The organism is Natrialba sp. INN-245, from assembly GCF_009807105.1.
Lineage (GTDB): Archaea > Halobacteriota > Halobacteria > Halobacteriales > Natrialbaceae > Natrarchaeobius > Natrarchaeobius swarupiae.
The window spans coordinates 39,618-62,680 of record NZ_WUBV01000030.1; the positions used below are offsets into that span (position 1 = coordinate 39,618).

The 23,063-nt window shown below is 56.3% G+C and carries 21 protein-coding genes and 1 pseudogene; 16 read left to right on the forward strand and 6 right to left on the reverse strand.

The window, feature by feature from the left end; translation table 11 throughout:
- The first annotated feature begins 4 nt into the window (after window positions 1-4).
- The 9 genes from GRS80_RS09795 to GRS80_RS09835 all read left to right on the forward strand — a co-directional run bounded on the left by GRS80_RS09795 (window position 5) and on the right by GRS80_RS09835 (window position 10,843).
- Window positions 5-1,060: a DUF354 domain-containing protein gene (locus tag GRS80_RS09795; protein WP_200840359.1), complete on the forward strand. Its 1,056-nt coding sequence runs from the start codon at window positions 5-7 to the stop codon at window positions 1,058-1,060.
- Window positions 1,057-2,157 carry a UDP-N-acetylglucosamine 2-epimerase (non-hydrolyzing) gene (gene wecB / locus GRS80_RS09800; RefSeq protein WP_160047398.1) on the forward strand — a complete coding sequence of 367 codons (1,101 nt, stop codon included), beginning with the start codon at window positions 1,057-1,059 and terminating at the stop codon, window positions 2,155-2,157. Before GRS80_RS09795 ends, wecB begins: the two co-directional genes overlap by 4 nt.
- Window positions 2,150-3,004 carry a polysaccharide deacetylase family protein gene (locus GRS80_RS09805; protein WP_160047399.1) on the forward strand — a complete coding sequence of 285 codons (855 nt, stop codon included), beginning with the start codon at window positions 2,150-2,152 and terminating at the stop codon, window positions 3,002-3,004. Before wecB ends, GRS80_RS09805 begins: the two co-directional genes overlap by 8 nt.
- A 2-nt stretch (window positions 3,005-3,006) precedes the next feature.
- On the forward strand, window positions 3,007-4,020 hold the full coding sequence (locus tag GRS80_RS09810; protein WP_160047400.1) for a GNAT family N-acetyltransferase: 1,014 nt from the start codon (window positions 3,007-3,009) through the stop codon (window positions 4,018-4,020).
- A complete protein-coding gene (locus GRS80_RS09815; protein WP_160047401.1) occupies window positions 4,017-4,901 on the forward strand; it encodes a formyltransferase family protein in 885 nt (294 codons plus the stop codon). Before GRS80_RS09810 ends, GRS80_RS09815 begins: the two co-directional genes overlap by 4 nt.
- Window positions 4,898-5,833: a glycosyltransferase gene (locus tag GRS80_RS09820; RefSeq protein WP_160047402.1), complete on the forward strand. Its 936-nt coding sequence runs from the start codon at window positions 4,898-4,900 to the stop codon at window positions 5,831-5,833. Before GRS80_RS09815 ends, GRS80_RS09820 begins: the two co-directional genes overlap by 4 nt.
- Window positions 5,830-7,602 (forward strand): hypothetical protein, encoded by a 1,773-nt coding sequence (locus GRS80_RS09825; RefSeq protein WP_160047403.1) that lies wholly within the window; start codon window positions 5,830-5,832, stop codon window positions 7,600-7,602. Before GRS80_RS09820 ends, GRS80_RS09825 begins: the two co-directional genes overlap by 4 nt.
- 279 nt (window positions 7,603-7,881) lie before the next feature.
- Window positions 7,882-9,303, forward strand: a complete 1,422-nt coding sequence (locus GRS80_RS09830) for a hypothetical protein (protein WP_160047404.1) — start codon at window positions 7,882-7,884, stop codon at window positions 9,301-9,303.
- A 199-nt stretch (window positions 9,304-9,502) separates the two neighbouring features.
- On the forward strand, window positions 9,503-10,843 hold the full coding sequence (locus tag GRS80_RS09835; protein WP_160047405.1) for an ISH6 family transposase: 1,341 nt from the start codon (window positions 9,503-9,505) through the stop codon (window positions 10,841-10,843).
- Between the two features lie 330 nt (window positions 10,844-11,173).
- Here GRS80_RS09835 and GRS80_RS09840 read toward each other — a convergent pair whose 3' ends face one another.
- Window positions 11,174-12,640 (reverse strand): flippase, encoded by a 1,467-nt coding sequence (locus tag GRS80_RS09840; protein WP_160047406.1) that lies wholly within the window; start codon window positions 12,638-12,640, stop codon window positions 11,174-11,176.
- A 284-nt stretch (window positions 12,641-12,924) separates the two neighbouring features.
- Between GRS80_RS09840 and GRS80_RS09845 the strand changes: the two genes are divergently transcribed.
- From GRS80_RS09845 to GRS80_RS09855, 3 genes are read left to right on the forward strand one after another with little or no spacing between them, the layout of a single operon-like run.
- Complete coding sequence (locus tag GRS80_RS09845) at window positions 12,925-13,671, forward strand: glycosyltransferase family protein (RefSeq protein WP_160047407.1); 747 nt, start codon at window positions 12,925-12,927, stop codon at window positions 13,669-13,671.
- Entirely contained in the window at window positions 13,671-14,687 is a 1,017-nt protein-coding gene (gene pseG, locus GRS80_RS09850; protein ID WP_160047408.1) for a UDP-2,4-diacetamido-2,4,6-trideoxy-beta-L-altropyranose hydrolase, read from the forward strand. Before GRS80_RS09845 ends, pseG begins: the two co-directional genes overlap by 1 nt.
- Window positions 14,684-15,361, forward strand: coding sequence for a formyltransferase family protein (locus GRS80_RS09855; protein WP_160047409.1), 678 nt, complete (start codon window positions 14,684-14,686; stop codon window positions 15,359-15,361). Before pseG ends, GRS80_RS09855 begins: the two co-directional genes overlap by 4 nt.
- Here the strand turns inward: GRS80_RS09855 and GRS80_RS09860 are convergent, their stop codons facing one another.
- From GRS80_RS09860 to GRS80_RS09875, 4 genes are read right to left on the reverse strand one after another with little or no spacing between them, the layout of a single operon-like run.
- Window positions 15,362-16,411 carry an N-acetylneuraminate synthase family protein gene (locus GRS80_RS09860; RefSeq protein WP_160047410.1) on the reverse strand — a complete coding sequence of 350 codons (1,050 nt, stop codon included), beginning with the start codon at window positions 16,409-16,411 and terminating at the stop codon, window positions 15,362-15,364.
- Window positions 16,412-16,446: 35 nt separating this feature from the next.
- Entirely contained in the window at window positions 16,447-17,634 is a 1,188-nt protein-coding gene (locus tag GRS80_RS09865; RefSeq protein WP_160047411.1) for a DegT/DnrJ/EryC1/StrS family aminotransferase, read from the reverse strand.
- Window positions 17,634-18,581: an SDR family NAD(P)-dependent oxidoreductase gene (locus tag GRS80_RS09870; RefSeq protein WP_160047412.1), complete on the reverse strand. Its 948-nt coding sequence runs from the start codon at window positions 18,579-18,581 to the stop codon at window positions 17,634-17,636. The genes GRS80_RS09865 and GRS80_RS09870 overlap by 1 nt, the downstream gene beginning before the upstream one ends.
- Window positions 18,574-19,713, reverse strand: a complete 1,140-nt coding sequence (locus GRS80_RS09875) for an SDR family NAD(P)-dependent oxidoreductase (RefSeq protein WP_160047413.1) — start codon at window positions 19,711-19,713, stop codon at window positions 18,574-18,576. Before GRS80_RS09875 ends, GRS80_RS09870 begins: the two co-directional genes overlap by 8 nt.
- A 234-nt stretch (window positions 19,714-19,947) precedes the next feature.
- Here GRS80_RS09875 and GRS80_RS09880 point away from each other — a divergent pair, with 234 nt between their 5' ends.
- From GRS80_RS09880 to GRS80_RS21100, 3 genes and pseudogenes are all read left to right on the forward strand, one after another.
- A complete protein-coding gene (locus tag GRS80_RS09880; RefSeq protein ID WP_160047414.1) occupies window positions 19,948-20,511 on the forward strand; it encodes a hypothetical protein in 564 nt (187 codons plus the stop codon).
- Window positions 20,504-21,031 (forward strand): metal-dependent hydrolase, encoded by a 528-nt coding sequence (locus GRS80_RS09885; RefSeq protein WP_160047415.1) that lies wholly within the window; start codon window positions 20,504-20,506, stop codon window positions 21,029-21,031. The genes GRS80_RS09880 and GRS80_RS09885 overlap by 8 nt, the downstream gene beginning before the upstream one ends.
- 379 nt (window positions 21,032-21,410) lie before the next feature.
- Window positions 21,411-21,458 (forward strand): annotated as a pseudogene (locus GRS80_RS21100) (hypothetical protein); the annotation flags it as partial.
- Here GRS80_RS21100 and GRS80_RS21105 read toward each other — a convergent pair.
- Window positions 21,458-21,712: a hypothetical protein gene (locus tag GRS80_RS21105; RefSeq protein ID WP_343161520.1), complete on the reverse strand. Its 255-nt coding sequence runs from the start codon at window positions 21,710-21,712 to the stop codon at window positions 21,458-21,460. The pseudogene GRS80_RS21100 and the gene GRS80_RS21105 overlap by 1 nt on opposite strands.
- Window positions 21,713-21,820: 108 nt before the next feature.
- Here GRS80_RS21105 and GRS80_RS09895 point away from each other — a divergent pair, with 108 nt between their 5' ends.
- Window positions 21,821-23,023, forward strand: coding sequence for a hypothetical protein (locus GRS80_RS09895; RefSeq protein WP_160047416.1), 1,203 nt, complete (start codon window positions 21,821-21,823; stop codon window positions 23,021-23,023).
- Window positions 23,024-23,063: the final 40 nt, after the last annotated feature.

The window sequence follows — 23,063 nt, forward strand, 5'->3', positions numbered from 1 at the left end:
AACGATGGAGGACGAACCAATGAACGTCCTCTTCTGTGCGAGTCACCCGGCTCACGTGCACCTGTTCAAGAACGCGATCGACCAGCTACGACGAGACGGCCACGAGGTGCTCGTGGCGTCGCGGGAGAAGGACCTGACCATCGATCTGCTGGAGGCCTACGAACTCCCGCACCAGCCGCTCTGGAGGGAGGGAGGCTCCCTGATGGGCCACGGGGTCGAGCTGGTAAAGTACGAGGTGCGGTTGCTGAGGCTTGCGAGACAGTTCGACCCGGACGTCGTCGTGAGCCGGCTCAATCCGGCGGCGGCACACGTCTCGAGCGTGCTTCGATGCCCGAACGTCGTCTTCGACGACGACAGCGAGGTCGCCCAGCTCGTCGGCAAACTCACAAACCCGTTCTCGGACGTGATCTGCACGCCGGCGGACTTCGAGGTGGACCTGGGGTCGCGGCAGCGACGCTACGACGGTTTTCACGAACTGGCCTACCTCCACCGCGACTGGTTCGAGCCCGATCCGTCCGTGCTCTCGGAGTTCGGGATCGACGTCGACGAGCAATATTTCGTCCTCAGGTTCGTCTCCTGGGGCGCACACCACGACGTGGGACAGGGCGGGCTCTCGCGGGAGATGAAACGGACGATCGTCTCGGAACTTGCAGAACGGGGATCCGTCTACATCACCTCGGAAGATCCGCTCCCGGACGAGTTCGAGGAGTACCGGCTGCCGATTCCGCCGGAACACATCCACCAGCTACTCTATCACGCTGACCTCTACGTCGGCGACTCCCAGACGATGGCGACCGAGGCGGCGGTGCTGGGAACTCCTAGTGTTCGGTCCAATACGTTCGCCGGCGGCGACGACATGAGTAACTTTGTGACGCTGGAGGAGGAGTACGACCTGCTGTACTCGACGGGCGACGAGGACCGGGCGCTGGAACTCGTCCGGGATTTGAGTACGCGGACGGATATCCAAGAAGTGTGGAAACAGAAACGAAATAAATTACTTGACGACAAGATAGATGTCACACAATTCATGCTCGACGTGATCGCGGAGGTGGGCGAATGAAGGTCTGTTCTGTCGTCGGCGCCCGCCCACAGTTCGTCAAAGCGTTCGCCGTCTCTCGCGAACTTCGGACGGATCATGAAGAGATTCTGGTTCACACGGGCCAGCACTACGACGAGGAACTCTCGGACGTCTTCTTCGACGAACTCGGGATTCCAGAACCCGACTACAACCTCGGAGTTGGTTCCGACACGCACGGCCGACAGACCGCCGCGATGCTCGAAGGGATCGAGGAAATTATCGAGACGGAGGGGCCAGACGTCGTCTTGCTCTACGGCGACACCAACTCCACGCTGGCGGGAGCGATAGCCGGAGCGAAGATCGATCCCCTGGTGGCCCACGTCGAAGCTGGACTGCGGAGCTACAACCGGGACATGCCCGAGGAGATCAACCGGGTGCTGACCGACCACGCGTCGGACCTGCTGTTCCCGCCGAGCGAGTCGGCGGCGGCGACACTCGCCGAGGAGGGGATCACAGAGAGAGTTCACGTCGTCGGCGACGTGATGTACGACTCGATCCTGTGGGCGCGAGAGGTCGCTGCGGAAGAGTCCGAGGTACTGGACGACCTGGGGGTCTCGGAGGGCGAGTTCGTCCTCTCGACGGTCCACCGGGCGAACAACACCGACGAGCCAGATCGACTCGAGTCGATCCTGGATGGGATCTCGGCGGCGCCACTGCCCGTCGTGTTACCGGTCCATCCGCGGACCGAGAACAAACTCCAGGAGCACGGGCTGTGGGAGCGAGCCAGGAGCGAGCTCGAGGTGATCGATCCGGTGGGCTACCTGGACTTCGTCCGTCTGCTCGACGCCGCCGAACGGGTCGCGACGGACTCCGGCGGCGTCCAGAAGGAGGCGTTCTACCTCGACACTATCTGCGTGACGATGCGCGACGAGACGGAGTGGATCGAGACCGTCGAGAGCGACTGGAACGTGCTCGTCGGCGCGGACCATGAGGCGATCGAGAAGGAGCTCTCGACGAATCGGTATCTGGAGGAGAAGCCGTCACCGTACGGGGACGGGAGCGCAGCTGAGGAGATTGTGACGGTGATCGAAGAAGCGTTACAACCGACGACAGAAGCGAGGTCGGTCGAGGATGCTTGAGGACTACGAATTTGCCCTCTGTCTCACCCACGATGTCGACAGGGTGTACAAGACGTTCCAGTCGCCGTTCTACGCGGTACGGGATCGCGACCCGTCCCACCTCCGGTCGCTAGTGAGTTCCGAGCAACCGTACTGGCAGTTCGAGGAAATCATGGAGTTAGAAGAGGAACTCGGGGTCCGATCATCGTTCTACTTCCTGACCGAGAAGGATCTATTTCGCGACAAGGGGCCACGTGACTGGGTGAAACCGAAGAACTGGAAGCTGTTTGCGGGTCGGTACGACATTACAAACGAGGAGCTAGTCGACGTGATCCGGTCACTAGATCAGGGCGGTTGGGAGGTCGGGCTACATGGCTCGTACGAGTCGTACACTGATCCGGAGCGGCTTCAGTACGAGAAGGAGACACTTGAGGACATAGTTGGTCATGAAATAACCGGCGGGCGGCAGCACTATCTGAACCTGAACGAGCCCGAGACGTGGGAGTACCACAGAAAGATCGGACTGCAGTACGACGCCAGTCTGGGCTCAACCTCCGAGTTCGGGTTCCAGCACGCCCACAAACCGGTCAGACCATTCAACGACGAGTTCGTCGTATTTCCACTGACAGCGATGGAGGTCGCAGTCATGGATGGGGGCCTCGAGGTGGCGAAAAAACGGGTGGAACGGCTACTGGAGAAAGCAGTCGAGCAGCACGCAGTGATAACTGTACTGTGGCATCCGCGCTTTTTTAACGACGACGAGTTTCCGGGATATCGTCAGTTGTATCGGTGGTTGATCCGCAACGCTCAGAAACGAGATGCCTGGATCGGTTCGTGTGAGAAGCTGTACGAGGGGTACCTGAACTAACAATGACAATAGATGTCGTACCGGTGACGCCCGAAGAACGTGCTAATTGGAACGAGTTCGTCGCGGAGTCTCCCCAGGGAACGATCTATCACCGCATCGAGTTCCTTGAGGTTCTCGCCGACCATGCGGCGGCTGATCTCCACCTGCTGATCGGCTACAAGAGCGAGGAGCCGCGAGGAATCTTCCCGATCTTTGAGCAACGGAAGGGGCCACTTCGACTCGTCACCTCACCACCACACGGTCTGGGGGTTCCGTATCTCGGCCCGTTGCTGCTGAACTACCAAAAGATGAAACAGCGGAAGACAGACCTGTCCAACAAACGCTTCGTGGAGGGTTGTCTCGAGTGGATCGAAGAAACGATTGATCCCCACTACAGTCGGATCGTGACCTCGTGGCGGTTCGACGATCCGCGTCCGTTCGATTGGAACGGATACGACATCGATCCGAAACACACCTATCGGATCCCAGCGGGAGATGAAGACGAATTGATGCGGCACGTAACCAAGAGCGCTCGACGATCGATCAAACGTAACCAAGACGCGAATGTAGTCGTCAACCGCGACGACCAAGATGGACTTGGATTCGTATACCGAACGCTGGAACGGCGATACGATGAGCAGGATCGAACGTTCACTCCACCACTCTCGTACTTGCGGGATCTCGACGACGCCTTGCCAGCAGACTCGGTTAGAACCTATGTCGCCGAACTTGACGCAGAACCGATCATGGGGCGGGTCGTCCTGCAGACGGACGGATGTGCGTCGTTTTGGAAAGGCATGGCCGCCGCGAAGAACCGCCGACGGACGGTGCCGGTGGGAGATCTGCTGAACTGGCAGACGATGGTCGACGCTATCAATCACGGTGCCGACGAGTTCGACCTCGTCGGCGCGAACACACCACGTCTCTGCCGGTACAAGGGCAAGTTCAACCCGGCCCTCGAACAATACTACGTAGCTGAACGTACGGCTCGCGGCGTAGGGACTGCAATTGACTTCTACAAACGGTGGTTGGCGTGAGTGAACTCGAGCGCTCCAGAAAAGACCATCTTAGCAGTATTACCGTAGGGGTTCTTTGCGACCCATATCTTAAAGAGTGGGAAGCAAATGCATTAAATCAACTTCTCGAATCGGAGTGTGTTGAAATATCCACAGTTGTGGTTGACGCATCTGAACAAGCTACTGGTAGGGAAGAAGCAAAGGCAATCAATAATGCAGTATCATGGTCAAAAGTGAAAATTGGGTTTGAATCCATTATTCGGAAAAGAATCTGGGCACTCGTGTTATTGGAAAGAGAGATTGTAAATATGTTAGAGAAGGAAAAATCTCTCAGATCCAGAACACCTGTTGAAAATGAAGAATTTTATAAAGCCGGAAATACACATTATGTAAATCCGGTTGGGGAGAGTAAATGGACTGAGTTCCCGCCAAACATAATTGAGTTAATTGAAGATGAATGTGATATCGTTGTCCGGTTCGGATTTGGACTAATCCGAGGAGATATTCTAGAAGCCGCCGAATATGGTGTGCTTAGTTATCACCCTGCAGATGTGAAAAGGTACAGAGGTCTCGGTCCTGTAATGGCGTATTTCGATAACCAAGCCGAAATACGACCGACTCTTCAAAGACTGAATGAAAAAGTTGACCGTGGCGAGATAATATGCCAAGGCTGTGTCAATATTTCTGAAACAGACACATTGTGGGATGTCTATGAAAAAGTCTATGACAGTCAAGAGAGTCTTTTAGCCGAAGGTGTTAAAAAGGCGGCTTCGGCAGATTTTCAACCCGAAAAGCCCGAAGAGTTAGGCGATTACAATCCGTTAGATAAAACATATGAGTGTGAGATTGCGTCAACTGTGCTTTTGAAGAACATGGTGTCTAGAGTGAGGCGATACCAATGAAGGTTCTGTCAATTGTTACTAACGAATATGCAACTTTCTATCAAAAACAAGTTGATTCATTAGAAGACAAAGGGTGCGAAGTCAAAAGTATATCGCCAACGGGCCAAAGCCCAGATCGTATGGAAAGAAAAGCAATATCAAGAAATAAATTCGACTATATTGAACTATATGCTGATATTCTACGGTCGAGTAGAGAGAGATACGACATAATTCATGCAAACTTTGGACTTACGTCCCCTTTTGCACTTGCACAACCTCAAAGACCAGTCGTGTTATCACTGTGGGGGTCAGATTTGACTGGCCGGGTTGGCAAAGTCACTAAACAACTCGCAGGTTTCTGTGATGAAATCATCGTGATGAGTGATGAGATGGAACGGCGATTGGGTATGGACGCACACGTGATTCCACACGGTATAGATATGGAGCAATTCAGCCCCATGGATCAGCAACAAGCACAAGATTCGGTTGGGTGGGACCAAGGGGTGAAACACGTTCTCTTCCCGTACGACCCGGACAGGGGCGTCAAAAACTACCCTCTTGCCGAACGGGTGGTTAAGCAAGTTCAAGTCAAGGTACCAGATCCCGTCAAACTGCAGGTAGTTTATGATATAAGTCATGACGACGTACAGTCGTACATGAACGCAGCGGATGCGCTTTTGCTTACGTCTAAACGAGAAGGATTCCCCAACTCTGTCAAAGAGGCGATGGCCTGTAATCTTCCGGTTGTTTCGACAGACGTCGGTGGGCTTCGAAGCCGACTCGAGGATGTTGACAACAGTTTTGTTTGCAACTCTGAAAGAGAACTTGTGGAGCGGCTAGGTGACGTTCTTGATAGTGACCGGCGTTCGAATGGACGAGAGTACGTTGCTGATCTCAGTCTCGACGCGAACGGTGACCAGCTTCTCGACGTCTACAAAAGTGCGCTCGAATGATGGATACTGACCGGGCCCTAACTCTCGCTCTCGCGCTCGGGTTTTCTCTCCTGGGCATAGGGACCCTCGTCAGCCGATTGAACCCAGCAACAGGATACGAGGAATCGATTTATCATGCAACACACCTTCTGTTCTGGTTCGGGGCGATCAGCGCGTTGGTCATCGTCGTCTGTACGGTACTCTATTCGACCGACGCCAAACACCGCTTCGCAGCCGTTTCGCTCGGAGTGACGTCCATGACGACAATCGTCGCGCTTCCGGTCATTCGCGGCTACTACTACACCGGCGCCGGCGACGCGATGAGCTACTGGGGATGGGCCAAAGACATTCAATCCGGCGTGACCAGCAGCTTCGACATTATATATCCGGGAATTATGCTTATCTCGCTGTTTATCGACGCGATAACCGGAATCGGACTCAGACACGCCTTCTTGCTCGTTCCGGTCCTGTTCGCAATCGTCTTCATGGTCGGCGTCCCGGTCCTCGTTCGATCGGTTCGAAACACATGGCTCCTCGTCGCCATCGGGTTTCTTTCGGCCCTGCTCCTCCTCCCGGTCAACCAGATCAGTCGCGCCGGCGTGTTTCTGCAGCCGTATCCAACCGTTGCAGCCCTGTTTTTCCTCCCATTCGTGTTGCTGTCGGTCGTGTACGTGATCGACGGAGAACCGAAGCGAGGGCTGGTACTGTTTCTGGTCTGCAGTTTTTCGCTCCTGCTCGTCCATCCTCAGCAGGCGGCGAATTTCCTGGTTCTCATCCTAGCCGTAGCCGCGCTGGGCCCCCTCGTCACCCGTCTGCTGTCCATAGACGTTCGGTGGCGGAGCGTAACCGTTCCAGCGGCGTTGTTCGGCGTCCTGTTCTGGGGCTGGTCTGCAACTCGACCACGGTTCGAGAGCAGCGTTTCAGGTCTCGTCGTCTCGATACTGTTCGACAACAGTACGACCGGAGACGTCGAGAGTGCGTCCGGTTCGCTGGAAGGGGTTGGGGGAAGCATCGTCGAGCTCTTTGTCAAGCTCTTTGTCGTTGACCTCCTCTACGTGTTCCTCACTGCCGGACTGATCGGGGTATTGGTTCTGAGCGCGATGAGAAAGACCGCTCTCGGCTGGCCGCCGCTTCAATCTGAGTTTGCCACGCAGCTTTCTCTGGGGCTCGTTCCCGTCGGCTTCCTCTTCGTCGCGTATATGCTGCTTTCCTCACAGTACTTCAGGCACCTGGGATTCCTCATGGTGATTGGAACCGTTCTCGGGAGTTTCTGTCTCTTCCAGCTGTATGACTACGGCATCGAGAGGGTAAGTGAGCGAACTGTGAAGCGTATCGTATCCATCGGCTTCATCCTTTTGATACTCGTATCACTCCCACTCGTTCACATGTCACCGTACATCTATCAGACGAACCCACATGTGACGGCCGAAAAGATGGCCGGATACGAAACAGCGATAGACGTCGTCGGATCCTCCGAGATTGTCACAATTCGTGACCACCCGAGGCGGTTCGGAGACGCTTTACACGGGAGAGATAGCTACTCGTCACCGCCAAGCAACCAAAGTCCGGACGGGTTTGCGGATAGAAACCTCGCTAGCCATTACGGTGAGAATAAGCTGTTGATTGTCACCGAGGATAATCGAGTTGACGAAATAGGGGTGTACAACGAATTTAGATTCTCTGAAGAGGACTTCGCGTACGTTGATTCGACCAGAGACACGAGCAACGTCTATTCGAGCGGGGAATTCGACGCGTACTACCTCACAACTACGAGCACCGATACTGTCTAGAGGGGTGCAGAACGAGCAGGTGGTAGCGAAAGTTGCTCATGAAACTCCATGCCAATAAGTGATTTCGGACGGCCTAAGTGCGAACAACCGTTTTACCTCCTTCCGACATGGGAGTCCGCCAGCCCACAGCGGATTCAAACAGCATAACAACCACGGTCAACTAGATCGAGTCCTCGGTGACCGAACAGAAGCCGAGAAGGGATTCAACTAGACAGTGCCGCAATGAATCTTCTTCCGATTGACCGAAAGGTATAGAAACAATCACCCTAAGCCTCAACTATGTCAGACAGTCTAGCCGGGAAAAAATTTATTTTAGCGATTAGCTCCAAGGCTGAGATTGCTTTTTCAAAAAAGCTTCTTGATAGCATCGAATCGCAGAGTGGATCAGCACTCATCCTTCCAGACAGTAAGAAGTATCTCAAGTTATTGAATGGGACGGTCAGCTCAGAGTACATAATCTCAGAGCACCTTTGTGGCGAGCCAACGCAATCACTGGAATATTTGGTTTCAAAATACCAAATTTCGTCGTGTCGCTCCCAGGTTTTTCCGGATATGGTGTACGGTTATATGTACCCGAAACCCTCGGGTGAGGGATACTTCTTCAACAGGCCCTCTGTGCCGGAGTATAGGCCCTACATAAATCGGTTCCATCAGTTACTTGATACGCTCGACAGAGTCTACGAAGATGGTTTCCAAGCTATCCCACTACAGAATCAAGGCGCCGGGATCCATACACAGGCATTGGAAGCAGTCGCAAATTACCACGGTATCAAGTCCGTACGATTCAGTTTTAATCCACTCCCGGGGCGAGTAACCGTAAAGCGTGGCAAGTCGATGGACTTCCCTGAGCTAGCAACAGCCATGGATGAACCCCTCTCTGAGTCGGAGCGAAAACGAGCTCAATCATATCGGCAGGGTGTGCTCGATACCAAGCCACAAGTTGGTACGTCGACATCACGGCCCCATGTAGATAGTGCAAAACAGATGCTGAACAACGCGTACCGATATCTGCAGATCATCCACCGGGAAAAGACGGCTGCCTTACCCGAGGTGGAAAATTGGTTCCGAAGGAAAGTGGGGAAGCGAGCGTTGGCCAGAATACAACAGTTCTGGTCGAAAACAGCATCCGAATCGTACGACCTCATACGGAACAATGACTACGTATTCTATTCGATCCAGTATCACCGTGAATCCCGGGTAACAATGCGTGCACCAGCTTTCTACGACCAAGCAGCATTCGTCGAGTATCTTTCCCGCTGTGTCCCGTGTTCGAACGATCTATACGTAAAAGACCACCCACAGCAACTCGGTGCCTTGTCAACCTCGGACGTTCGACATATCTCCCAATACGCAGGCCTACTCGCTCCAAACGTCTCGTCACACGACATTATCCGAGAAGCAAACGCCATACTCACACTCAATAATACCGTCGGGCACGAAGCGATCATTTGGGGTAAGCCAGTTGTTGCACTCGGTGATGCGCTGTATAGTGATCTTCAGTTCGTTGAGTCCGTAGACGACATAAACGCACTCCCAGCGAGTATTGCTGCCGCCATGGACTCAGGCAGTCCCACTGAAAAAGAAATTCTTCGATATATCAATGGATTGTACCAGATCAGTGAACCGGTCGATTGGGGTGATTCTTCCGATGGGAATGTTCTAAATTTGACTGATTTTCTCCAGACAGTCGGTACTTCCTGACTTTTGAATTGATCTCTCTGGACTCATGGTACCGTGTAGGACGAAGATCAACCCAGTCTGCGTAGCCGTCTTCACCCGGTTGTACTGCCGATTTTGGCTGTCCAGCGACAAAATCTTGGTCGTGTCCCAAACTGGTCTAGAGTCGTAACTGACTCCTGTGGAAACAGGGTCACCTCTGGTACCTACCCCGAAGTGACCCATGCACGCCACAATCGACGCGCAGTTCACAGTTAGTCTCGACCCAGACAAAACGCTACCGCTTGCCACGCTCGCTGAATCTCTTACCGAGATTCAGCTCGAGGCCACTATCCTCGAGGAGATCGTCAGAAGCCTCGACGAGACGCTCGTCGAGGCGTATTGCGGGGAGAAACACGCGCGCGGAAACGGCGACCGCCGTTTCCAGCGCGCTGGCACCACGACACGAACAGCCGTTACAACTGCTGGAGAACACGAATTCACGCTCCACCACGTCAAAGATACCGCTGCTACTGAGGACGATCCAACCTACTTCCGGCCACTCGAGGATCTCGTCGAATTCGACGGACAACGTATCTATCAACAGGATGTTTCGCTCCAGAGTACCGACCTCGCTACGTCGCTCAGCTTTCGTGATGCCGTCGCCCACGGCGACGGCTTCACTCCGATGCCCTCGAAAACGACGATCAACCGGCGAGTCCACGAGTACGGCAGCAAACTCGGTGACTTCGTTCGTGATCGGCTTCCTGGGACGAACGCAGACACTGTCGTTCCTGACGGAACGAAGTGTCATAGCCAGGACGATCACTGCACGTACCACGACGTTAACGTCACCCTCGGACAGACCACCGAGGAAGACACGGAAACGACGCTTCTAGACGTCAATCTCAACGATTCTTGGGATGAAACAGCAGCGACTCTCGAGGAGACCGAGGCGATCACTGACGACGCGACGGTCGTCAGTGATGCCGAGAACGCGCTTGTCGATGCGTTCGAGAATGGTGACCGGTCTCACCAGCTCGACCTCGTTCACGTCGGTCGAACGCTCGGGTACAAGCTCTGGAAAGACGATGCGTTTCCGCTCGGAGAGCGGAAAGCGATCGTCGCTGGCGTCACTGATGATCTGTTCCATCTGAAGAACTCTGTCGCACTTCATGCACCGAGGAATGAGCGTTTGGCGATCCGCGAGCGGATCGACCAAACGCTCGAGAACCTTCGGAAAGAAGCCTGGAGGTTAGTGCGCCAAGACTCCCCGAAAGCAGCAGCGTACCTCCGGGAATGGGCGGAAGCAACTGTGACGTTCGCGGAACTCGCGCTTGACCAACAGCAGGTTCCGTGGACATCGAACGTGGTCGAACGAGCCATGGGTGAAGTTTCGAAACGGTGTAAGAATCAATGGATGCGGTGGTCAGAAGCGGGGCTAGAGTCGCTTCTCTGGTTGAATCTGGTGCAGTACGCCGATCCCGAGCAGTTCGCGGCGTTCGCCGACGAACTGCTCGAGCGCTCAGCCAAAACAGCCATCACAATGGAGGTGTCAACTGAAGCTACCAGAGGCGAACTCTAGACGACTTTGGGACGGGACCAAAATCTTGGGCAAGCCAGACAACTCGTTGGGTTAAGCGCGCGATCTTCAATTACACAACCGAATCGTCCTGCTTCAATTCCTACTACATTAGACAAGTGGCAGTCTTTGATAAAGCACTATGATTTACTAGTGAGGGCCGTTGCGTGCCGATCTCCGGTGTCTAAACAGGGTCGAGGTATTTGACATTCAGAAGGCCAAATCAGATTTGCAGTTCTCAGTGGAAAGAGTGGTCGAGTTCCAAATGTCCCACACAGTAATTAAATTCGTTATAGCATCGTCGGTACAGATGGTCAGAGAAAACGTCTTGAGTCAAAACACAGCAGACAGAACACGTTCGATGTCGAGGATTCCACTAAGAACAGAGAGAGCAGCCCAGACAGCGACTCCGACACAGACCACGAGTAATAGTGTAATCCAACCCGTGATCTGGTCGAGCAATACGAAAACAACTAAACTCATCAATAGGGTAATTCCAATAATCTGTAAAGTTCTCCAAATGAGGTGGACAATCCGAAGGTGCAGCTCGTCGTATATGATATAGATGTTGGCAATTGCATACATGGAACTGGTGATGACGGTCGCAATTGCTGCACCAACCACGCCAACTGTTGGTATCAAGGCAATGTTGAGAAGGACGTTGAGAACGGAGGTCACCCCTTTGACGATTGCTCGAGATCGGGCACGGCCAAGAAAATCCAGTGCTTTGGCGGACACCAGGATGTTGGCCTTGACGAAGGCATATAGTCCAAGCACCTGTAACACCGGAACTGCCCCGAGATAGTCGGTTCCGAAAACCAACTCGACGAGAGGTTCGGATACGAGGATGATGCCAGCTGCAGCTGGCAAGTACAAGAGAGCCATGTGTTGAAACGCTTCCTCGTAAATTCGCGCTGCTTTCTCAGCGTTCCCCGCACTCTTTTCTGAACCGAACGTAGGTGCGAGTGTGAAACCGAGTGCATTGCTAGGGCTCTGAACCATCGACACGACTTGTTCTGCCACTACGTAGTAACTGACCGCAACAGGGTTCAGGAAGAACCCCACAAGAACGGTATCGATACGACTACTTAGGTTCCCAGCTGCTTCCGAGGCAGCCACTGGAACGGCGTACTCTGCGATACGTCGTCGCAGCCCGGATTCCACTGGCGCACTAAAGTCTAACGAGCGATAGTAGCGAGAGTAGACGACGATGATACCGATAAGGGAGGCGAGGAACGCGCCCAAGACCCAGCCAGCTAGTGCGCCCATCGCACCGAAACTTGCAACGACGAGTCCAATCGCGACCACGGCCTTGGTGACCGATCTGATAATGGAAAGTAAGGCCGCTAACTGTATTGCTTCGAACCCTTGGAGGACTTTTCTGAGAAATCCTAATGTAGTCCCGAAAACCAAGAAAAGTGATCCAAGCACTAAGAACGGCGCCACGTCCGGTTCACCGATTAGCGTGGCTATCTGTCGATGTCCGACGCTAACGACGAGCGTCACGATAAATAAGAGAGCAAGTGAGATACCTGCCGAAAACTTCAGTATATGTCTCAATTGAGTGGGATCCTTTTCCTTATATTCCGTGATGTAACGAGCGGTAGATCGACCGAGACCGAGTTTCGCAAAGAGTTTGGTGACACCGATTACAGCGAGTGTTAGATAAAGCAACCCGTATCCGTCCGGATCGAGGAGGCGTGCTAGAACGACGACGAGAAGTGCACCTGATATCGTCGCGACGAGCGTGGACAGAAACTCCATTCTGAAGCGAGAACCGAGACGAGAGACAGAGACCATATTGGTCGAATTCGGAACGGTCGTCTTTTATCTACTGATTCACTGAAGCAGTCCTCAAATACCACTTTGTCTTGATCAATTGGGCATAATACAATTCTTCTGTATTAGCACAGAATCAGAAGGACCGAAACCTCGCCATGGTAACTTTCCCAATTTAATCATCCGGTATAAATTGTGGATATAGTGAACCAGATCTATCATAGTCTATCAGAGAAGCCATCCACTTGTAAATCATAGAATCAATAGGTGTAAGGGCTTACTGGGCTATCGGCTATCATCCGCAGATGGTCAAAACGATAGCGGTAATCCAAGCTCGCGTCGGCTCCACACGTCTGCCCGGAAAGGTGATGTATCCCCTAGATGGTCGGCCGACTCTCGAGCGCGTCACGCAACGAGTCAACAAAGCCGATAGCGTGGCCAACGTTGTAACCGCGACTTCAACGACATCACAAGACGACGTGATCGAACACTGTACACGGAATTACGGTGGTGATCTTGTTCGCGGAAGTGAGTCCGACGTATTGAGTCGATTCGCCCGTGCTGTGGACCGCTATGACCCCGAGATCGTCGTTCGTATAACAGGAGATTGTCCTCTCATAGACCCCGAGGTCGTAGATGAGGTGGTTGAGTCCCTCAGGGCTACATCTACCGACTACGCCACCAACATTATGGACCGCACGTTTCCGCGGGGGTTCGATGTCGAGGCGTTCACTACAGACGCCTTCAACGAACTATATGACGAGGCGACGAAACCACATCACAGAGAACACGTTACCCCATACTTTCGTGAACACCCGAATGTATTCAAACTCGAAAATATATCCTCCGAACAGGTGTACGATGTCGAGTGGATGCAAGACCGAACGGACCTTCGCTTGACACTCGACGAAGCCGATGATTATGAAGTCCTCCGTCGAATCTATGAGAGTGTTCCCTATGACGAAATTCTACCTGTGCGTAAAGCTGTTCGATACGTCGACGAAAACGGATTGATGGAAATCAATGAGTCGGTCAAACAGAAGGAGGTCTAATGCACGTTACGATTCGAGCGGATGGGAGCGCAGAAATTGGATACGGTCATCTCTTTCGTAGTAGTGCGATTGCCGAGGAATTACTCGAACTTGGCCACCGGGTGAACTTCGCGACAACGACACCAGACAACGCCGCACACGTAACCCCATCAACCGTAGGAATCACCGAACTTGCATCACGATCTGATGTGGAACCGTTCGTGTCCCAGATTCGAGACACCACCAACGTGGTACTCATCGATTCGTACACCGCGGATGAATATTATCAACGACGTGTTCGGAACGAGTCGCCTCTCGTTGTCGTTTCGGACGATACGCGCTATCCAGTCTGTGCAGATGTGCTCGTCAACGGAAATCTGTACGCGCCTTCTCTGGAATACGAAATTCTGGGGACTGAGCCCGTCTGGTGTCTCGGTCCGGATTACCTGTTACTTCGGGACTCGATTTCAGAGCAAGCTGAGGAGGAACCGCCCTGGCGTGAACGTCCCATGCGAGCGATCGTGACGATGGGCGGGAGTGATCCGACAGAGATCACTCCCCGCGCAGTCAGAGCCTTCGATGGACTCGATTTGCGTGTCGACGCGATCATCGGACCGGGATTCACGGAGGAACAGGAACGAGATATTCGCCACGTGGCCGAAGAGGTGTCTGCAGATGTACGTCCAGTTCGCGATCCCGAAGATCTTCCGCAGCGAATGTTCCAGGCCGACTTTGCGGTGAGTACGGCGAGTACCACGACCTACGAACTGCTCGCGTTGGGAACACCGATAATCAGCCTTCCAATCGTCGACAATCAAGAACCGATTGCAGCTGAACTACGTGAACGTGATGCTGGGATCGTACTCGAGCGAGCGGCCACTGAAGCGCAATTTCGGCGAGCGATCGAGACGTACGTCCAGAGTACAGCGGATCGACGAGCAAAGCGGGAGTACGGCCAAGAGCTGATTGACGCGGAAGGAGCGAACCGAATCAGTGAAAAAATATTATCACTGGCCGGCGGAGGGAGTACTACATGAGCGAAGCTACGGACGTCGTCTTTCTCGGCATCAACGACGCGGGAATGCGCGTGTACGAGTGGCTTTGCGAGCGTGACGATACGTTCGTTCAAGCGATGCTCACGTCCGAGGAACAACTGAGTACTGTCGAAGAACTTCAGCCAGATTACGTTCTTTCGTGTGGGTTTAGACATATCGTCCCCGAGGCTATTCTCGAAATTCCAAACGAGGGGTGCCTCAACTTGCACCCCTCCTATTTACCGTACAACCGGGGTGCGAACCCGAACGTGTGGAGTATCGTCGAAGGGACACCCGCCGGTGTGACCCTGCACTTCATGGACACGGGTATCGATACGGGGGATATCGTCGCCCGTCGAAAGGTGCCCGTCGACTTCTCCGATAGTGGAAAAGACCTCTACGAGCGTCTGGAGGATGCGCAAGTCAGGCTCTTCAAAGAGACGTGGCCCGAGATTTTGACCGATAGCTACACCATTACAGAACAGGGAGAGGACGACGGTACCTATCATCGGACATCCGACTTTGAGGATCTGTGTGAACTGGATCCTGACGAGACCGTCGAGGTCAAAGAGTTCCTGGATCGACTTCGGGCCCTCACGTTTCCGCCGTACGACAATGCCAGAATAGAACTCGATGGGGAGACGTACTATGTCGAAGTCGACGTTACGCGAGAGTAACTACTTCTCCACGTCGTCCCACTGGATCCCGTCGCCCTGTGCGACCCTTCGTGAAGCACGTTCGCCGATAACATCCTCCAGGAACTTTGGAGGCAACCCAGCGTCCTGTTCACCGGGACGAAGAACTTTGACGTTATCCGGCGTGAATTCGTCGCCGACCTCGATATCGGTAACAGCGTGAATAGAACGACGAGCCTTCTGGTAGAGTTCCTCTTCGACATCGAGAACGCGTTTTTCCGTCGTTCCAAGCGCAGCCTCTGTATTTCGAATCGCGGAGACCATCCGGTCCAGCTCGTCGGGTTCGAGAGCAAACTCATGATCGGGGCCCTCCATCGAGTTGTCTAAGGTGAAATGCTTCTCGACGACGCTCGCCCCTAATGCGACGGCGGCACTTGGCGCAGTAGTCGGATCGAGCGTATGGTCGGACAGCCCCGTGACCACACCAAATTCCTCTTCAAGCGTCTCGACGACACGAACGTTGATCTCTGACAGCGGGGTGGGATACGCTGCGACACACTGCAACAGTGCCAGATCGGAAACACCGGAATCACGGAGCGCAGAGACTGATTCGGAAATCTCGTCGAGTTCGTGGGCGCCTGTCGACATGAGGATCGGCTTCCCGGTCGTGGCTAGGTGTTTGAGAAACGGGAGATGGCTACTCGTGTAAGACGCAATTTTCCACGCTGGCACGTACTCATCTAACTCAGATGCCGACCGTTCGTCGAACGGGGTAGACATGAAATCCACACCCCGATCGTGGCAGTACTCGTATAGCTCTGGAATCCACTCGTAGGGCATCTCCATCGACTCGATAATCTCGTAAATCGTCCGCTCGTCGTCGAGGTATTCGACTTCGCCGCTCTCCTCTACGTACAGATCCTCGGCTCGAAACGTCTGGAACTTCACCGCGTCGGCGCCAGCTTCGGCAGCGACATCAATGAGTTCTTTCGCAATATCGAGATCCCCGTTGTGATTCGACCCGGCCTCGGCAATGACGTAGGTAGATTCGCCGGGCCCGACCGACCGATCCCCGATGTCGAACGGCTCCATATGCAATTGGGATCGTCCGATTAGGATAAAGCTACCTACTCTCGGTGGTGTCGAACCAAAGACCGCACAGCAGTGATCACGTCGTCGATGTCGCCGTCATTCATCTCGGCGTGGAGCGGCAGACTCACCAAGCCTTCGTACACGTCCTCGGTTGCGGAGAACTGCCCCCGTTCGTATCCGAACTCCTCCTGAAAGTAGGGGTGGAAGTGCAGTGGAACGTAGTGCACCTGCACGCCGATGTTCTCGTCGTGCATCGCGTTCACGAACTCCTGTCGTCCGCATCCGAACGACTCGTCGACCTCGATCGCGTAGAGGTGGTACGTCGGATCCGACTCGAGCGGCTCCGGTGGCGTCCGAAACCCGTCGATCTCCGCGAACGCTTCGTCGTACCGTTCGGCGACCTCGTCCCGCCGCCGTTTGAACTCCTCGAGACGATCCAGCTGCGCCAGGCCGAGCGCCGCCTGAAGGTCGGTGACGTTGTAGTTGTACCCCGGCCCCTCGGCCACCTGGTACCAGGGTTCGTCCTCGTGACTGTCGGGATCGTAATCCATGTCGAACGACCGCAGTCGACGAAGCCGCTGGGCCAGCTCGTCGTCGTCGGTCACGACCATGCCGCCCTCGCCCGTCGTGACGTTCTTCACGGGATGGAAACTGAAGACCGCCATGTCCCGCTGGGCACCGATCGCCTCGCCGCGCCACGAACCACCGAACGCGTGACAGGCGTCCCATATCACCGTCAGATCGTGTTCGTCGGCAACCTCGAGCAGCCCCTCGATATCGGCCGGATGGCCGGCGTAGTGCATCGGCACGAGTCCGGCCGTATCCTCCGTTACCTGCTCGCGAACCGCGTCGGGATCCAGCGTTCGCCGGTGAGGATCGACGTCCGTGAACACCGGCGTCGCGTCGTTGTGCGTCGCTGCGTACGCCGTCGCGACGAACGTTAGCGGTGTCGTGATCACCTCGTCGCCAGGGCCGAAGCCGGCCGCGTCACCGGCCAGCTGCAACGCCGTAGTCCCCGACGTCGTCGCGACGGCGTGATCGACGCCGACTAACTCCGCGACACGCTCCTCGAACTCGTCGACGGTCGGCCCCCGAGTGATGTAGTCGCCGGCCAGCGCCTCGACGACGGCGTCCTTCTCGCGGTCGGTGATGCTCTGGCTTCCGTACCCGAGCACCTCGTCGCGGATCGGTTCGCCTCCGTAGTGTGCCGGTGTGCGTGACATCAGGCGTCGGCCTCGTCTCGAAGCCACTCGCGAAGTCGACCGATTCCCTCCTCGAGCGAAACCTCGGGTTCCCAGCCGAGCACCCGCTTTGCTTTGGTGGGATCACACTGGAGCTTCTGGACCTCGCTCTGGGGGTGGTGGTGCTCGACGTGGGTGATCTCGGTGTCCCCAGTCGCGATCGCCTCTGCGAGCTCGTTGATGGAGATGTCGGTCCCGGTACCGGCGTTGAGGACCTCGCCAACGGCCTCGTCAGAGAAAGTTCCCTCCACGATGAACCGGGCGCAGTCCGTCGCGTACAGCAGGTCCCGTGTCTGGGTTCCGTCGCCGAAGATCTTCAGCGGCTCTCCCTGGATGTCGCGGTTCGTGAAGATGGACACGACGCCGCCGGCCATGCCCGTCTTCTGGTAGGGCCCGTACGTGTTGAACGGCCGCAGGATCGTCACAGGAAGGTCGTACCCATGGTAGTACCCTTCGGCGAGGTTCTCGACCGCGAGTTTCGACGCTGCGTACGGCGAAGCCGGCTTCACGGGATGGGTCTCGTCGATCCCCGATCCGGAGTCGTCCATGTCGTAGACCATGCACGTCCCGACGAGTCCCAGCCGCGTCTCCGTCTCGCGGCACGCCTCCAGTACGGTCTGAGTGCCGACGACGTTCGAGTCGAAGTGGGACTGTGGATCCTCGAGGCTCTCCTGGACGTCGATCTCGGCCGCGAGGTGGATACACGCATCCACCGACTCGTCGAAGAGTTCCGACACCGTCTCTTCGTCCCGAACGTCACCCTCGGTCAGTTCGAACTCTTCGGCATCTTCGAACGCGGCGACGTTCCGGTGCGATCCGTTGGAGAGATCGTCTAATCCGCGAACGGTGTAACCGCGCTCAAGTAGTTCCCGCACGACCCACCGACCGATGAACCCGGCTGCACCAGTGACGACGACAGTATTACTCATCTGTATTGCTCGGAATCTCCTCCTCGGCGAACGAGACAGTTTGCCCTTCCGGTCCGGTCGCCGCTTTCTTCACGTCGCTCGATTCATCACGCTGCGGACGATCGATAGACGAAGCGTCCGACATTCCGACAACGTCACTATCCTCGAGCAGTTCGACGATCTCGTCGACGGAGAGTTTCGGTGCGTGTTCCGACGAGAGATCGATGTCGTCGGGTTCATCGAACTCGGGCGGCAGATCGCCGGCCTGGAACTCCGTCATCTCGGGTTTGATAGCGTACATCGACCCGTTCTCCATAGCTCGTCGAGACTCCCGGATCGTCATGATCTCCTCGTCGAACGTCTCCCCCGGCCGGCGTCCGACGATCTCGACGTCGATCCCGGCAGGATCGTGTCCGAACTGGGGGGCGAGCGTCTCGATCATCGCCGTGGCAAGATCCTCGATCCTGATCGCGGGCATCTTGTAGACGAACACCTCCCCGCCGCGAGTCTTCTCGATTGCCTGCGAGACGAGGTCGAACACGTCGTCGTAGGTCAGGAAGAATCGCGTCATCCGCTCGTCTGTGAGTGTGATGGGACCGCCGGACCGGATCTGGTCCCGGAAGATCGGGATGACCGACTGCGACGAGTTGATGATGTTCCCGAACCGGACCGACGCGAATCGGAGGTCGCGATCCCCGCGATGGTTGTTCCCGGCCGTGATCAACTTCTCGCCGAGGAGTTTCGTCGTCCCCATCGTGTTGGCGGGGTTGACCGCCTTGTCACTGCTCGTGAACACCACCCGCCTAACGTCTGAATCGATCGCCGCATCGACCACGTTTTGCAGGCCGAGCGCGTTCGTCTTCACGGCCTCAAACGGGTTGTACTCGCAGATGTCGACGTGTTTCATCGCTGCCGTGTGGATTACGATGTCGACGTCTTCCATCGCCCGTTCGAGTCGGTCCTTGTCGCGAACGTCGCCAGCGAGGTAGCGACACCGGTCGTCGTCAACGTCAGAGCGAACACTCGAGAGTCCGGGTTCGTTGTTGTCGAACACCCGGAGTACGTTCGGGTCTCGCTCCAACAGTCTCGGAACGAGCATCCGGCCCACCGACCCCGCGCCTCCTGTGAGGAGAACGTTGTTTCCCGTGATCATTATCAGATATCTATGCTAAATCCCCCATCAACCTATTGGTATAGCTGTAATGAGAGCAGCTTGAAACCTGACGCGATAAAGGGACATCGGCAGACGAAACACCGGTGGCCGGACAGACAAGCCGCTTCTATCCGAACAGCCGAGACGCCGGCAGTCGAACATCCTTCCACGTCTCGACTGGCCTCGACACTCGACCACGAAACCTATACGCCTTCCCAGACTGCCCATGACCGAATGCTCGCGTCCAGACGAATGCTCCTCCTCGTTCTCGCCGTCCCCGCGATAACGCTCTTCGGCTTCTTCGTCTGGCACGGAACGCTCTCCCCCGACCCGACACGCAACCACTACCCGGGCGAGGACGAGCTCGCCGCCGGCGACGTCGAGCCCGGCAACCATGTCTCCCTCTCGGGCACGGTCACCGCCACCGATCTCGTGACCATCCAGGTCACGTCCGCCCACGTGACCCACGAATACGCCGTCCGGGACGCCCCCGACGTCGACGAGGTCCAGCAACTCCGCCTCTTCGCGACCTACACAGATGACGGCACCCTCGAGGCCCACGAACTCGTCGTCCGCCACGCCTGGGAGGCGACCTACATGTACGCGGTCTCGATCGTCGCGGCCCTGTGGATCCTCGCCCGAATCTTCACGCAGTGGCGCTTCGACCCCCGGAGCGTCCTGTTCGTCCCGGCCTCGAGCACCACGGGCGAACGCCCCGCCGCCGACACCCCGACCGCGAACGACCCGACCCGAGACGAGCCACAGGCCCCGACATCCGGAGGTGGCCGCGGTGGCTGACCTGCTGACGCACGTCCTAGTCGCGTTCGTCCTTACGACGGTCGCGAGCTGGCGTTACGCCTGGCTCACGCCGCCGCTGGTCACGGTCGTGATGGTCGGCGCGGCCTCGCCGGACCTCACGCGAATTGAGCTCGTCCTCCCGGCCGCCACCGTCGAAGCCGCCCTCGGCGTGACATTCTCCTGGGGCGCGTTCCAGACCCTGGGTGGTCCGCCCTCGTCGTCGCGATCGGAGCCCTCCTCGTCCCGCGCGAGTACCGACGCCGGGGTCGTCCTGCTGCTCGCCCTCGGCGCGCTCTCATACCACGCGCTCGACCTCCTCCTGGTCTCGCCGTCGAGCCGCGCCTACGCGGTCGGCTGGCCGCTCGCGGAGTATCACCCGCCGACATCCGGGCTCAACCTGAGCTCCGACCGGGGGCCCGCCCTCCTCGCCGGCCTGCTCGCGGCGCTCACCTGGGCGTACGACCGCCGACGAGAGAGCCAGCCTGTGAATGCGGCGCCCGAACGGACGACGAGCGGTTGACCTCCGTCTTTTGGAGTCCAGTCGACTACCATGTGACAAAGAACCGCAGCGGAGCCCGCTGAGCGAGTAGCGTAATGGTCCACTGAGGATTGAGAGCGTCAGGGACTTTCTGAGCGTCTCGATAGCAGTAGTACCTCAGCCAACCTATCACCGTTTATCCGCCACAAGTAGGTTTTATGAACGTCGGCGCAACCGTCATGGTCGCCCGCGGCCACGACTACGAACCCGTCCTGTTTGAGGCCACCGTTGAGATCAACGAACACCAGCTGAAGCGCATGTTGACCCCCTCAGGTGTCACATTGATCCCACCGGCACACGAATTGCCGTCCTCAGCCTCGCGTTCAAGCCTGGCACCGACGACACGCGAAACTCCTGGGCCATCTCGATCGTCGAGGCGCTCACCGAGTGCGGCGCCGACGTCGTCGGCTACGACCCCGTCGCCGCCGACAACATGGCTGAACGATTCCCCAGGATCGAGTACGCCGACGGGCCGCCGAAGCTCTCGAGAACGCCGACGCCACCCTCGACAACGAGTTCGATGCGATGGCCGACCCCGTCGTCGTCGACGGCCGTCGGATCGCTGAGCCACGGGAGGGAATCACCTACGAAGAACTGACCTGGTGAGCGACACTTGATCGAAAGCTCGGGACCGACAGCATCCGAGGAACTGATCGAGATCACTGCAGAGATTTGCTCGAGCGTACCGAAACGCTCGAGCAACAGTCCGTAGTGGAACCGCTGAGGCCTAGTTTCATGTGAGTACGATCTAATGTCGGGGTAGACGACCGAATGAGATACCCGTACAGGAACCCCGCCGGTTACGAAGAACGACTCAACCGGCAGGTGATGGGGCACCTGCACTACAGCCTCCAGGAAGGGGCGACGCTCCTGAATACGATGCTCGAGGACCTCCCAGTGTCGTTCGGCGACGACGCGTCGATCGTCGCTCACCAGTACGACCCACTTCCGAAGAGTGCGGACACGGAGGTCGACCGGGAAATCGACTGGGTGATCAGGGACGCCGATACACTCGTCGGATTCGAGTCGAAGTACGACGCCTCGCTCGGAAGCAAGCAGTTACGAGACGAACTCGCGAAACTCCGCGCGAACGCGGACGAACGGTACGTCCACCTCGTCGCGATCACACGTCACGCGAGTGCACCGAGTCTCTTCGACGAGTTCGACGGCGATCCGGTTTACTGGACGAACTGGTTCACGATCGCGACACGACTGGAACGCACGGACGAACGAGACGTACCACCGGCACAGCGCGTGCCCCTTCGGATGTTACGAGATCTGTTTGAGGGAGAAGACATGGAACCGTTCAGCGGCTTCGATCACCAGGACAAACTGCAGTACAGGTACTTCGTTCGAGACCTTCGAACCAGGGTCGACGAAATCGACCTCGAGAACCGCGGAAAACTTCACACATGGACGACGGAGTCCCAGGACCCATCGGGAGGTTCGAGGATCGTCCCCGAGTACATCGGAATTCCGTTCGTGGACGAGGATCGACCACCGCACAACAAAGCTGGTCGGCCGAAGAGCAAACGAGCGACGGTACCGCTCGTCGTGGTTGATACCGACCGTCACGAGGTGTACGCAGGGATCGTATTCGGCATCCAGAAGGTATCGAGGCATCGCAAATTGTTACTGGAACGCGGCAACTCAATCGCCGAACGGTATCACTCGAACGGGTACGAGATGTGGATCGGACGGAACAGCATCAACAATACGACCGTCCCGCCCGAGAAGACGCGCGATCTCGACGAGATGCAGGCGTGGCTCTCGGACACGGGAAAGAAAGTCCTGGCCCACCACGACGAAGACGACAACTATCGAAACGTATGGTTCCTGAGAGGGTGTTCACAGACCGACCTCGAGGAGCTGTTCGACGCTATCGTCCGAACACTCCGCGAGCAAAAAGCGTGGGTCATCGATAGCGACGAGTATCTTGAGGGATCCTCGCTGTCCGATCCGAGCACTGTTTAATCTGCCGTCAGGGCGGTGTAGTCTTATGCATACTGCAATC